General features: G+C 51.0%; 11 protein-coding genes. 1 reads left to right on the forward strand and 10 read right to left on the reverse strand.

The annotated features are described in order from the left end of the window. Position 1: 1 nt before the first annotated feature. The 7 genes from C4F51_RS16870 to C4F51_RS16900 all read right to left on the reverse strand — a co-directional run bounded on the left by C4F51_RS16870 (position 2) and on the right by C4F51_RS16900 (position 6659). Positions 2 to 1090 carry an acyltransferase family protein gene (locus C4F51_RS16870; RefSeq protein ID WP_193911813.1) on the reverse strand — a complete coding sequence of 363 codons (1089 nt, stop codon included), beginning with the start codon at positions 1088 to 1090 and terminating at the stop codon, positions 2 to 4. A gap of 245 nt (positions 1091 to 1335) precedes the next feature. Beyond that, complete coding sequence (locus tag C4F51_RS16875) at positions 1336 to 1947, reverse strand: superoxide dismutase (protein WP_193911815.1); 612 nt, start codon at positions 1945 to 1947, stop codon at positions 1336 to 1338. Positions 1948 to 2372: 425 nt separating this feature from the next. Then, on the reverse strand, positions 2373 to 3437 hold the full coding sequence (locus C4F51_RS16880; RefSeq protein ID WP_193911817.1) for a sulfate/molybdate ABC transporter ATP-binding protein: 1065 nt from the start codon (positions 3435 to 3437) through the stop codon (positions 2373 to 2375). A gap of 83 nt (positions 3438 to 3520) precedes the next feature. Then, entirely contained in the window at positions 3521 to 4417 is an 897-nt protein-coding gene (gene cysW / locus C4F51_RS16885; protein WP_193911819.1) for a sulfate ABC transporter permease subunit CysW, read from the reverse strand. A gap of 1 nt (position 4418) precedes the next feature. Continuing rightward, on the reverse strand, positions 4419 to 5243 hold the full coding sequence (gene cysT, locus C4F51_RS16890) for a sulfate ABC transporter permease subunit CysT (RefSeq protein ID WP_193911820.1): 825 nt from the start codon (positions 5241 to 5243) through the stop codon (positions 4419 to 4421). 145 nt (positions 5244 to 5388) lie between these two features. Further along, positions 5389 to 6405, reverse strand: a complete 1017-nt coding sequence (locus tag C4F51_RS16895) for a sulfate ABC transporter substrate-binding protein (protein WP_268905065.1) — start codon at positions 6403 to 6405, stop codon at positions 5389 to 5391. An 86-nt stretch (positions 6406 to 6491) separates the two neighbouring features. Beyond that, on the reverse strand, positions 6492 to 6659 hold the full coding sequence (locus tag C4F51_RS16900) for a YezD family protein (RefSeq protein WP_193911822.1): 168 nt from the start codon (positions 6657 to 6659) through the stop codon (positions 6492 to 6494). A 302-nt stretch (positions 6660 to 6961) separates the two neighbouring features. Between C4F51_RS16900 and C4F51_RS16905 the strand changes: the two genes are divergently transcribed. Then, the gene (locus C4F51_RS16905) at positions 6962 to 7696 is read left to right on the forward strand and encodes an RBBP9/YdeN family alpha/beta hydrolase (protein WP_202987714.1); all 735 of its coding nucleotides are present in this window, start codon (positions 6962 to 6964) and stop codon (positions 7694 to 7696) included. 219 nt (positions 7697 to 7915) lie between these two features. On the opposite strand, the gene C4F51_RS16910 is transcribed toward C4F51_RS16905, so the two are convergent. The 3 genes from C4F51_RS16910 to thiI form a co-directional block, all read right to left on the reverse strand. Then, a complete protein-coding gene (locus tag C4F51_RS16910; RefSeq protein WP_193911824.1) occupies positions 7916 to 8719 on the reverse strand; it encodes a sulfite exporter TauE/SafE family protein in 804 nt (267 codons plus the stop codon). Positions 8720 to 8906: 187 nt separating this feature from the next. Next, complete coding sequence (gene typA, locus C4F51_RS16915) at positions 8907 to 10727, reverse strand: translational GTPase TypA (protein ID WP_193911827.1); 1821 nt, start codon at positions 10725 to 10727, stop codon at positions 8907 to 8909. Between the two features lie 151 nt (positions 10728 to 10878). Beyond that, a complete protein-coding gene (gene thiI / locus C4F51_RS16920) occupies positions 10879 to 12357 on the reverse strand; it encodes a tRNA uracil 4-sulfurtransferase ThiI (protein ID WP_193911829.1) in 1479 nt (492 codons plus the stop codon). Between the last annotated feature and the right edge of the window lie 520 nt (positions 12358 to 12877).

Raw genomic sequence — 12877 nt, forward strand, 5'->3', positions numbered from 1 at the left:
GCTAACCGACAAAGCGGCGGCGCCCCCACTGTATCAATGGCGCTTCGACATATTTGAAACTTAAACCCGCCAGGGCAAATGTCAGCACCATGCTCAGTAGCAACCACTGTACATTTTGCGCAAGGGAGCCATCTGCTGAATAAAAATAACGGTGAACCACCAGCATGACAGGAAAGTGCCATAAATATATTCCAAAGCTGGTATCACCCATCCATTTAAAGGGTTGTCGTGCCAACCACTGGTAACCAGTAAGAGGTTGCCGGAGCGCATAGACCAGCAGCGCAATGCCGGGCGCGCAGAGCAAAGGCCAAAAGAGCAACAACCAATGGCCGGCCCAATATTTATCGAGAACAACCACCAGATAAAAAAGCAGCGCAATAATTAGTGCAAGACCGAGCAGAGTGGACTGGTAGGCTCTGGAACGCTCGGGTTGCGCAGCATGTGCCACAAGGATACCGGTACAGAAATAAAAGATACTGGAAGGTAAAGCATCCAGATATACCTGATAGGGGGCGTAACTCTCGGTATTGAAATAATAAAAAACCCCAAGGCGCCAGGAGATACTTAACAGCGCAGCAAGGACCAGCAATCCGACAGCGCCAATACGACGAAAAAGTAAAAGAATAAGAGGGAAGCAAAGGTAAAACCCCAGCTCGACTGGCAAGGTCCACCAGACACCGTTTAAGGGTTTAACATGGCCGGGGGGTAAATGAATCCACAGCAAAAAGTTTGCGATCAGATCAGTGCCCCACTGCCAGGCGGGCAACCCCAGGATCCAGAAGCTTCCCACCATCATCACCAACAACTGTAACCATACAGCAGGGTAAATTCTTAACAAGCGGCGCAAGTAAAAGGTCGAAAGAACCGGTGTCTTTCCGGATAGATAGGGCGTAGACAACACCGTTCCGGAAAGCACGAAAAAAACCATGACGCCTACCCAGCCCGAACCGATAAAAAACGATATCCACCACCAGATGCTGTAGATTCCGCCATGTTCGTGAAGCTGAGGATGAATACCAAAGAGCGCTCCCCAATGAAAGATCAATACGCCCAGCGCAGCCAGCGCTCTCAATCCGTGAAGTTGGTGCATGTATTGATTTGACATAGGCGGGGCATAACTCAAAGGCGGCTTGATTGATTCAGAAGACGGGAATTGTCTACCAAAACACGGGTGGCGTCACCCCGGAGATTTATTTGCGGATTGCGGATTGCGGATTGCGGATTGCGGATTGCGGATTGCGGATTGCGGATTGCGGATTGCGGATTGCGGATTGCGGATTGCGGAACAGAGTAAACAAAACAGAGAGAAGGCAATGCCTTCTCTCCGGTGAAACATTAACCAACCGCTTCTTCGTAACGACGGGCAACTTCGTTCCAGTCGATGACGCTGTAGAACGCGCCGATGTAGTCCGGGCGACGGTTTTGGTATTTCAGGTAGTAGGCGTGTTCCCATACATCCAGACCCAGAATCGGGGTATTACCGTTGAGCAACGGGCTGTCCTGGTTAGCGGAGCTTTCTACAACCAGTTTGCCAGCCGGTGTTACTGACAGCCATGCCCAGCCACTGCCGAAACGGGTCAGTGCAGCAGCGGTGAAGGCTTTTTTGAATTCTTCAAAACCGCCCAGTTCGCTGTTGATCGCATCAGCGACTTTGCCGGTTGGCTCGCCGCCGCCGTTAGGAGAAATAACGGTCCAGAACAGGCTGTGATTGTGGTGACCACCACCGTGGTTACGCACCGGGCCTTGCAGTTTTTCCGGCAGTGAAGAGAAGCCTCTCAACAGCTCTTCCAGAGATTTGGACGCATGCTCGGTACCCTCTACCGCCGCATTCAAACCGTTTACGTAGGTTTGATGGTGCTTGGTGTAGTGGATTTCCATAGTAGCCGCATCAATGTTTGGCTCCAGGGCGTCGTACGCATAATTCAGAGGAGGAAGAGTAAACGACATATCCGATTCCTTATGTTAATTAACAGTTGATTGAAGTGACAGCGAAGGATAAGCAACATGGCCGCCAATACGCCCTGCACCGAAAAGAGACCATACCCGAAAAGAGCGATGGCTTCATCAGCGTCCGGCTTTGGCGGGTGCTTTCAGTCACCGGAAAACACGTCATGGAGATGCATTATAGACAATTCACTCCATAGAGTTTGAGACAATCATAACTATCGGCCGCAATAAAAAGAAGCTATCGATGCCATTGTGCTTATTTTCGGGTTAATGCTTAACCACCCGGCCCGTCACCAAAAATCGCTCAACGCTACATTCGACAGTTTCAACAATGGCCCAACCCGCGGATGGCAGGTCATAAAAAAGCCCGCCCTTCCTGAACAGGAAAAGACGGGCGGAGACAATCAGCGTTTCATCAATCAGGATCAGGCCTGCTTCAAAAACACGCGCGATTGGGTAGGACGGGCATAAACCCGCGAACCAACAGCCAGCGGCAGGTGTCGCTCCTGGGAGCGCGGCAGCTCTACGTGAAGAATGTTATCGCCCAGGTTATGGGTCAGCTCAAGACGCAGCACCGCGCCGGCGCTGTTTACCGTATCAATGGTAGCCTCAATCAAATGCTCACCCTCGGCAGTCGCCAGCAATTCAATGTCGTGCGGGCGAATGTAAGCAATAGCATCCTGATTGACGATGTTGCTGTGCTCGGGAGCCGGTAAACGGTATTCACCAATGTGCGCCCAGCCCTTGTCAACGCGACCATGAAACTGATTGACCTGACCAATGAAGTCGTACACAAAAGGACTGGCCGGATTGTTGTACACCTCGTCCGGCGTACCGATTTGTTCGATGCGCCCCTTGTTCAGCACCACAATGCGGTCGGCAACTTCCATCGCCTCTTCCTGATCGTGGGTTACAAAGATAGACGTGATGTGCAATTCATCGTGCAAACGACGCAGCCAGCGGCGCAAATCTTTACGCACCTTGGCATCCAGCGCACCAAAAGGCTCATCCAGCAATAACACCCGCGGCTCTACGGCCAGGGCGCGAGCCAGTGCAATACGCTGGCGCTGACCACCGGACAGCTGATCCGGATAGCGATCTGCCAGCCAATCCAGTTGTACCAGCTTCAACAATTCGTGCACACGCTCGCGAATTTGCGCTTTGCCCGGGCGCTTGTCTTTCGGACGCACCGTCAGACCGAAAGCGACGTTGTCGAAAACGGTCATGTGACGGAACAACGCGTAATGCTGAAATACGAAACCGACCTGGCGCTGACGAACGTGAACGTGCGTGGCATCTTCACCATGAAAATCCACGTTACCTTCATCCGGCTGTTCAAGCCCGGCAATGATGCGCAACAAGGTTGTTTTTCCACAGCCGGATGGGCCAAGCAATGCCACCAGTTCACCGGAGGGAAAATCGAGCGAGACATTATCGAGCGCGGTAAATTGACCGAAACGCTTGTTGATGTTTTTTACATTAATACTCATAAAACGATTCTCTGTTGAGGCACTGTCTCTTTATTTTTGCGATCACCGTGATGCGGAAAATAAAGAGACAGCCCGAATGACATTCAGCTTTCCTGCAATGCTGCGCGAATGGATTTTTCCCGTTCCTGAGTATGACGCCACTCCAGAAGGGACTTCACCAACAGCGTAATAAGTGCCAGGCCGGCTAACAGGGACGCAGCAGCAAAGGCGGCCGCAAACTGATACTCGTTGTAAAGAATTTCAATATGCAATGGCAAGGTATTGGTTTGGCCGCGAATATGACCCGACACCACACTCACCGCACCGAACTCACCCATGGCACGCGCATTACACAAAATAATGCCGTACAACAAACCCCATTTGATGGCAGGCATGGTCACCCGCCAGAAGGTTTGCCAACCACTGGCGCCGAGCGTCAAGGCGGCTTCTTCATAAGAAGTACCCTGCTCTTCCATCAAGGGAATCAATTCGCGGGCGATAAATGGAAAGGTGACAAAGATGGTCGCCAACACAATACCGGGCACCGCAAAAATAATCCGGATGTCATTTTCAGCCAGCCACGGACCCAACCAACCCTGCGCACCAAACAGCAACACGTAAATCAGGCCCGCCACCACCGGTGATACCGCAAAGGGCAAATCAATCAGAGTGATCAATGCCTGCTTGCCACGAAACTGGAATTTGGTAATCGCCCAGGCCGCCGACAAACCGAAAATAACATTCAACGGCACTGCAATAGCAGCCGCGAGCAATGTCAGCTTGATCGCATGCCAGGCATCCGGTTCGACAATAGCCGCCACATAAACTTCCCAACCGCGCGAGAAGGCTTCAGTAAATACAGCAACCAGAGGAATCACCAGAAACAACGCCAGAAAAATCAGCGCTATCGCGATTAGCAATGCTCTTACCCATAAAGGCTCTGTGGTTGCTTCTGTAACGACCACTTCACGCCGAGCCAGCGTGGAAACTGCTCCACTCATATCAACCTCCCGCCCTGCGAGTACTCCAGTGTTGCAAGATATTAATCAGCAACAGGAGGACGAATGAAAACACCAGCAACACCACCGCCAGTGCTGCAGCGCCGGCATAGTTGTATTGTTCCAGTTTGGCAACGATCAACAAGGGCGTGATTTCTGTGCGGAAGGGCATATTGCCACTGATAAAAACCACCGATCCGTACTCACCAATAGCACGAGCGAATGCAAGAGCAAAACCGGTTAATAAGGCGGGCAACACGGCCGGAAATAAAATGCGACGAAACGTATTCCAGCGGCTGGCACCCAGGCTCGCGGCCGCTTCTTCGATTTCTTTTTCCAATTCTTCCAACACCGGCTGTACGGTACGCACCACAAATGGCAAACCAATAAAGGTTAAGGCTACCGCCACACCAAGCGGGGTGTACGCCACCTTGATACCGAGCGGGGTGAGATATTGACCGATCCAACCTTGCGGCGCATAGAGAGCAGTTAATGCGATACCCGCTACCGCCGTTGGCAAGGCAAAGGGTAAATCCACCAACGCATCGACGACTTTTTTACCGAAAAAATTGTAGCGCACCAGCACCCACGCCACGATAAAACCAAATACGAGATTGATAGACGCACCAATAAAAGCTGCACCAAAACTTAACTTGTAACTGGCAATCGCCTGCGGGTCGAGAACGGTTTTCCAGAACTCTGCCCAGGTCAGCGAGAAGGCTTTGGCGAACAGTACCGCCATAGGAAGAAAAACAATCAGACTGGCATAAAACGCGGCATAACCCAGCGACAAACCAAATCCGGGAATGACTGAGGGACGACGACTCATAACATACCTTTTTACTTTGCATACAGTAAAAATGTTGAAGGCTTTTCTTTATCTGTCAGGACTGATAAGGATTCACCTTCAACATTTGCGGTTAAACACCGAAGGTATATTCATCACCTTCGGCATTCACGTTAGTCATCAACCATTAGTTGCCTGGCTTGTAGATCTGATCAAATACGCCGCCATCGTTAAAATGGGTTTCCTGGGCTTTCTGCCAGCCACCGAAATCATTATCAATGGTCACCAGCTTGATTTCCGGGAAGAGATCTTTGTACTGGGCAGCAACTTCAGCATTACGCGGACGGTAGTAGTGCTTGCCAGCCAGCTCCTGACCGGTTTTGCTGTACAGGAACTCCAGGTAGGCTTGAGCTACTTTACGGGTGCCGCGCTTGTCTACGTTCTTGTCAACAACCGCTACTGACGGCTCGGCCAGAATGGAGATGGACGGTACAACAATTTCAAATTTGTCTTTGCCCAGTTCGTTCAACGCCAGGAAGGCTTCGTTTTCCCAGGAAAGGAATACGTCACCCAGACCGCGCTGTACGAACGTGGTGGTAGCACCGCGAGCACCGGAGTCCAGCACCGGAACGTTTTTGAACAGCTTGGTAATGAAGTCTTTGGCTGCATCATCCGAACCGTACTTGTCTTTCGCGTAAGCCCAGGCCGCCAGGTAGTTCCAGCGAGCGCCACCGGAAGTTTTCGGGTTAGGCGTAATAACTTCGATGCCTGGCTTGACCAGATCGTCCCAGTCTTTCACATTTTTCGGGTTGCCAGTTCTTACCAGAAACACGATGGTAGAGGTGTAAGGCGCGCTGTTGTCCGGCAGGGATTTAACCCAGTCAGCATCAATCAGACCCGCTTCCTGACGCAACGCGTCAACATCGTATGCCAAAGCCAGTGTTACTACGTCCGCTTCCAGACCGTCGATAACAGAGCGTGCTTGCTTGCCGGAGCCGCCGTGAGATTGACTGATGGTAACTTTCTGACCTTCGGTTTCCTGCCAGTGTTTGGCGAAGGCACGGTTAAACTCTACATAGAGTTCACGAGTCGGGTCATAAGACACATTCAACAGCTTTACTTCTGATTGTGCGAGAGCACCGGTGCTGGCGGCCAGCCCCAGTGACAAAACCAGTAAGGATTTTTTCAGGTGTTTTACAAACATGATGGGTATTCCTTGTATTAATAATGTTGTCAAAGCTTCAGGGGTAAAAAGGTAAATCTGCAGGGCGATGCACTAACTGCGATACATCACCCCGATTTGGTAAATCGTCTTTTCTCGCGGCACTCCACCTGAACGATCTGGCCGTTGTGTACAGAAACTTCCAACGAGCCAAATCTGATCTGGGTCAGCAAGTGCTTTATTTCCTGAAAGACGGCTTCCTGCTCTGCCGTCAATTCAATTTCCTGCTGGGTCATATCACCTTCCCGATTACGTTCAGCCGGTTGTGATCACCAGCAATGGCGCAATACTAATCAAGGATTTATATGCCGAAAAATATTTGTTTATTCTTAGCTTATTACTTTAAAAGCTATAAGAACCTCGCATTTTGTAATAAGGCTCTTTCAAGGCGTTTGGCATAAGAACAGAACAAATCAATCCTTCGATTAACACCGGGGAGACACTATGATTTGGCGGAAGAGAAGATGGCTATCAAGGCCGATTCGTCACGGTGCTAATACCGGACTGCCAACACCGGATTGCCTCAAGGGGGAAATACATGGGACTTTTACAGAGAAGACACGCACACACCGAACAAAGTCGTGTGTTATCGGAAGAGTATCCAGTAGCCGGGCAGGCACCTTTTGCAGCCGCAAACCGCCCGTTGTTACACCGTATTCAGCAACACCTGCAAAACACACCGGTCGTGATTGTGCCGGGGTTGCGCAATAGTGATGAGCGACACTGGCAAAGTGCCTGGCAAAACCTGTTACCGGGCAGCCAGCGTATTGAGGTCATCGACTGGCATCTGGCCGACCTGGAAAAATGGCGGAATGCCATTTTGAAAACACTGACAAGCCTTGAACAACCGGTCCTGCTGATTGCGCACAGCTTTGGCTCGCTCGCCAGCGCCTCCATCGCTCACGATTACCCGTCACTGGTCAGAGGCGCATTATTAGTTGCCCCCGCCGCTCCGCAAAAATTTGGTATTGAAGAAAGATTACCGCAAACAGAAATCGCCCGCCCCCTGCGCCTGATTGGCAGCGACTCGGATCCCTGGTTGGCAGAAACAGGCGCAAAACAACTTGCTCATCAATGGGGAGCTGACTTCCATATCAGCAAAGGAAAAGGACACATCAACAGCGAGTCGCAACTGGGCGTCTGGACGGAAGGTTTGTTTGAGCTTGAAAAACTTTTACAGCAAATTGACAAGCACTTAGTGCAATCAACAGCCGGACTGAGCAAAACTCACCCCGGCGTACTTCATACTGTTTCGCTCGCCCATAAAAAATAAATTTGGTTCAGTGGCGAAAAAATTATTACTGCCGCAAGCCTATTTCAAGAAAATCTTACAGAGTTCCCCTGCCCCGTAATAACTATTTTTCTTCACTGTTAATGAATGCCAGCGCCTGTATGTACAGGATGACACTCATTAATAAATGCAAAGTGAAAAATAGACCCTTCGATTGAGCACTTATCTTTTACCGAAGTTGCTGAGCCCGAATGGCTTACCTTAGAAAAATAAGACCGCCAGCATTTGCACCGACAAACCAATCAACAATACTGCAAATAATTTTTTCAGTACCGCCACAGGTAAGCGGTGCGCCAGTGATGCGCCCAGCGGGGCGAAGATGAAGCTCATCACTGACATGGCGATTACTGCAGGCCAATAGATGTAACCGAGGGTGAGCTCCGGCAGGCCGGCAACGCCCCAGCCATTGATCAAATAGCCGAGAGCACCGGACAAGGCGATAGGCAAGCCGATAGCCGCCGAGGTACCGATGGCGGTTTGAATGCGCACGTTACACCAGGAAAGAAAAGGCACTGTCAGCGAGCCGCCGCCGATGGCGACCAATGCAGACACAATACCGATGCCGGTACCTGCACCTGTCAGGCCAACCTTACCCGGCAGTTCCCGCGAGGGAGCAGGTTTTTTGTTAGCGATCATCTGGAAGGCAACAAAGGCCATAAAGCAGGAAAAGAAAATAGCCAGCGGTGCCGCTGATAAATAACTGGCAAGAAAAGTAGCACCAAAAGTACCGACCAGAATACCCGGTGTTATGGTCCACACCACCGGCCACAGCACCGCCTGGCGCTTGTTGTGGGCGCGCATGCTGGCGATAGCGGTAGGAACAATGGCTGCCATGGAGGTCGCCAGGGCGATGTGAACCGTGTGCTCTGCAGGAAATTGCTGCGCCGTAAACATCACCGTCAGCACCGGCACCATAATGCCACCGCCACCGATGCCAAACAGCCCGGCCATAAGGCCCGTTACTACTCCCAAGATTAAATAAGCGATCAGCCAGACCAGCTCCATACCTATGCTCCCGGCACGAGTAAAAAAGCACGCATTATACGCATAATCACCAGGCCCGCCGATGGCGACACGCTTCATGCGCCACATTTAAGTGCACAAATTTTGATTCAGGTTATTGGCAATTTGCAGACAAAAAAAATCCCCCTGCCGTGTAACCCGCAGGGGGATTTTCAATTACCGATGAAAATTATTTAGCGCGCTTGCGCTCATTTTCATTGAGCAATTTTTTACGAATACGAATGCTTTTCGGTGTAACTTCAACCAGCTCATCGTCTTCAATAAATTCCAACGCCTGCTCCAGCGTATGACGAACGGGCGGAGACAGGGTCAGCGCTTCGTCAGTACCGGAGGCACGCACGTTGGTCAATTGCTTGGCTTTGGTAGGGTTAACCACCAGGTCGTTGCTGCGGGAATGCAAACCAACGATCTGACCTTCGTACACTTCGATACCGGCACCCAGGAACAAACGGCCACGGTCCTGCAACGGGTACAAACCGTAAGCCAGGGTTTTACCTTTTACCATGGATACCAGCACGCCGTTCTGACGCTTGGCCACTTCACCTTCTTTAATCGGACCGTAATGATCAAAGATGGAGGTCATGATGCCACTACCCGACGTCATGGTCAGGAAGGTGCCACGGAAACCGATCAAACCACGTGACGGGCACAGGAATTCCAGCTTGATGCGGCCTTTGCCATCCGGCTCCATGTTGGTCAGCTCGCCTTTACGCAGGCCCAGCTCTTCCATTACAGAACCCTGGTGACGATCTTCAACGTCGATAACCACTTGCTCAAAGGGTTCGTGTACTACGCCGTCAACGATTTTCTTAACAACTTCCGGACGGGAAACACCCAGCTCGAAACCTTCACGACGCATGTTTTCAATCAATACCGACAAGTGCAATTCACCGCGACCGGAAACGATAAATTTGTCCGGCGAGTCGCCTTGCTGTACGCGCAATGCAACGTTTGCAATCAGTTCCTGATCGAGGCGATCTTTAATATTACGGCTGGTAACGTACTTGCCTTCTTTACCGGCAAACGGTGAATCGTTTACCTGGAAGGTCATGCTGACGGTTGGCTCGTCGATAGACAGCGCCGGCAGTGCTTCAACGGCATCCGGGCTGCACAGGGTATCGGAGATACCGAGCTTATCTACACCGGTAATACAGACGATGTCGCCAGCGAAAGCTTTATCGGTTTCGATACGTTGCAGGCCGTGGTAACCCATAACTTGCAGTACTTTGGCTTTACGGGTGTTGCCTTCGTGATCAACCACAACCACTTGCTGGTTGGGCGACAGCGAGCCGCGGGTAATACGGCCAATACCGATAACACCCACATAGCTGCTGTAATCCAGAGCAGATACTTGCATCTGGAACGGGCCTTCGCTGTCAACTTTTGGCGGTTTTACTTTATCAACGATCATTTGGAACAACGGGGTCATATCGTCAGCGATATTTTCCGGGTCCAGACCTGCCACACCGTTCAGTGCAGAAGCATAAATAATCGGGAAGTCGAGCTGCTCATCGGTAGCGCCCAAACGGTCAAACAGGTCAAACACCTGGTCAACAACCCACTCAGGACGCGCGCCCGGACGGTCGATTTTGTTGATAACAACAATCGGGTTCAAACCCTGCTCAAAGGCTTTTTGTGTTACGAAACGCGTTTGCGGCATAGGGCCGCCAACCGCATCAACGATCAGCAACACCGAATCTACCATCGACAATACACGCTCTACTTCACCACCGAAGTCGGCGTGACCGGGGGTATCCACGATATTGATACGGTATTCGTTCCAGCGGATGGCGGTGTTTTTTGCAAGAATGGTAATGCCGCGTTCACGTTCCTGATCATTGCTATCCATAATCAGATCAGCGCTGTCATCGCGACGATCTAGAGTTCCGGATTGACGCAATAACTGGTCGACCATGGAGGTTTTTCCATGGTCAACGTGGGCAATAATGGCGATATTGCGCAAGTTCTGGATAGCAGATTGATCACTCACAATAAAATTCTCTTAAGCATGTAAATACGAAGGGCGCGAATTATACCCGCGTCTTGATGTCAGCGATATGACCAGAGCGAAAAAATTGGCGATTTTTTGTCCGGCACCTGGCAATCACCCCGAAAAAGCGGCCGTTCGGCGCCGGACAAAATCAACCGATAGCACAGGCGCTCACTGGCTCGGGGCGATAAACACCAATATTGCCATGCCCGGCATCTTTCAAATTGGCAGCATGCAATTGACTCATGACCCCTTTCTGGCAATACAACCAGTAGGTTTGCTCCTGAGGCAGATTGGCGAAACGGTTGTTGAGACTATAGAAAGGTATTTTCAATATGGTGACACCTTCCACGCGCAGTGGACGGGTTTCTTCTTCGTCGGGGTGGCGAATATCAATAATGGTATGGCTGGCATCAGCAAAACCGATCACTGGCACCGACAAATCGGCATTGAGATCATCCACAACTTCATCAATATTCTGCGCAACCCGCTCGGCAATGGCACGCTCCAGCACCGCAAAATCAAAGCGCGACTCTTCCTTTTCGACCCGGTGCAACTTGGCGCGGGTGGTCGGGTTTACCGAGATCACACCACAATATTCCGGCATGCTGGCAGCAAAGGTTTCGGTGCCGATCTTGCGCGACAAATCAATAATCTCGCCCTTGTCCATGGTCGCCAGCGGACGCAGCACCACCATATCGGTCACACGATCAATCATATTCAGGTTGATCAGCGTTTGGCTGGATACCTGAGCCACACTTTCGCCCGTCACCAGCGCCGGAATCTCCAGCGACTCGGCCACCTGCTCTGCCGCACGCAACATCATGCGTTTCAGGATGACACCCATATAAGCGTTATCCACTTTCTCCAGAATCTCGCGCACCACATCTTCAAAAGGTACGGAGACAAATTTGACCCGGTGAGAAGCGCCATATTTATTCCACAGGTAATACGCCACTTCTTTTACGCCGATTTCATGTGCCCGACCACCGAGATTAAAGAAGCAATAATGCGAGCGCAGACCGCGACGAATGGATAAATAAGTAGATACCGTAGAGTCAAAACCGCCGGAAATCAGCGATAGCACGGCATCCTGCGCGCCCAGCGGATAACCGCCCAGGCCTTTAAATTTACTGCTGATAACAAACAGCCGGTCGTGCTTGATCTCAAGAGGAACGATAATATCCGGATTATGCAGGTCAACCGCCCGCGCCGGCGTATTGTGCAGCAAGCCGCCGCCCACATAGCGCTCAACATCCACCGAGCTGAATACGTGATTGCCGTTGCGCTTTACCCGCACGCAAAAACTCTTATCGGCCAGCGCTTCTTTCCAGTGCGGCAACACTTTCTGGAAAATATCGTCCAGATCACCGAGCGGGTAAGCCGTGATCAGTGAGTAATTACCAATACCTGGCGTGCGCGAAAGGATGTCGGCAACCTGCGCGGTAATCAGCTCGTCAGCGCCCGGTGACAATACTTCAAGCTTCTCCCAATCGCTTTTCACTTCCACCTTTGCATCTACCTGTACCATCAGACGGCGCAGATTGTCCCGCAGATGTTTGATAAAGCGTTTACGCACCGGAGCGCTTTTGACAAAAATCTCGGGAAAGACCTTGATGATAAAATGCATGAGGAAAGCCTGTCAGATAACGCAGCAACAACCGCAGAGGTTAAAAAGGCGGCGATTATACCTCAGCCGCTCCCGGCGCGGTGAGCTTGCAGACAGGTCATAAAACCGTTAAAAAAACGTCGCTAATTTGCGTTACTATGATCGCACCGAAAATTGCCCCGCAAGCCGTCGAGGGAAAGTCGCTTTAAATAATGTAAATGGCGACAGCACGACAGAAGAAAAAGCAATGTGCGCTCTTGATAAGCATAAAATTCTGACAAGCAAACCAAAACGGTGCACAGCGAAAAAACAGGCACCAATTTGGTGCGCAAAGCAAATTTTTCGCTAGCGTTTTAATGAAAAAGCCCTTATTTAATGCGGCTGGTTGCTATTTTTGGGAAATGGCATATATTTTGCCACTTTCAAAATACCCTGGTTCTCGCCCGGCTCGCCTGCAAGGGTGGCGAGCGCTGATCGGGCTTGAGAAAGAATCAATTTAAATTATATTTCCGGCCGTCAAGGCTGCTCTTACTGGAGGCAT

Origin of the sequence: Cellvibrio polysaccharolyticus, assembly GCF_015182315.1 — a bacterium.
Classification (GTDB): domain Bacteria; phylum Pseudomonadota; class Gammaproteobacteria; order Pseudomonadales; family Cellvibrionaceae; genus Cellvibrio; species Cellvibrio polysaccharolyticus.

Excerpts from the sequence above, each read along its gene's own strand:
- C4F51_RS16905 (WP_202987714.1), top strand. The coding sequence starts at position 6,962 with ATGGGACTTTTACAGAGAAGACACGCACACACCGAACAAAGTCGTGTG.
- thiI (WP_193911829.1), bottom strand. The coding sequence starts at position 12,357 with ATGCATTTTATCATCAAGGTCTTTCCCGAGATTTTTGTCAAAAGCGCT.
- cysT (WP_193911820.1), bottom strand. The coding sequence starts at position 5,243 with ATGAGTCGTCGTCCCTCAGTCATTCCCGGATTTGGTTTGTCGCTGGGT.
- C4F51_RS16880 (WP_193911817.1), bottom strand. The coding sequence starts at position 3,437 with ATGAGTATTAATGTAAAAAACATCAACAAGCGTTTCGGTCAATTTACC.
- C4F51_RS16910 (WP_193911824.1), bottom strand. The coding sequence starts at position 8,719 with ATGGAGCTGGTCTGGCTGATCGCTTATTTAATCTTGGGAGTAGTAACG.
- C4F51_RS16900 (WP_193911822.1), bottom strand. The coding sequence starts at position 6,659 with ATGACCCAGCAGGAAATTGAATTGACGGCAGAGCAGGAAGCCGTCTTT.
- cysW (WP_193911819.1), bottom strand. The coding sequence starts at position 4,417 with ATGAGTGGAGCAGTTTCCACGCTGGCTCGGCGTGAAGTGGTCGTTACA.
- C4F51_RS16875 (WP_193911815.1), bottom strand. The coding sequence starts at position 1,947 with ATGTCGTTTACTCTTCCTCCTCTGAATTATGCGTACGACGCCCTGGAG.
- C4F51_RS16895 (WP_268905065.1), bottom strand. The coding sequence starts at position 6,405 with ATGTTTGTAAAACACCTGAAAAAATCCTTACTGGTTTTGTCACTGGGG.
- C4F51_RS16870 (WP_193911813.1), bottom strand. The coding sequence starts at position 1,090 with ATGCACCAACTTCACGGATTGAGAGCGCTGGCTGCGCTGGGCGTATTG.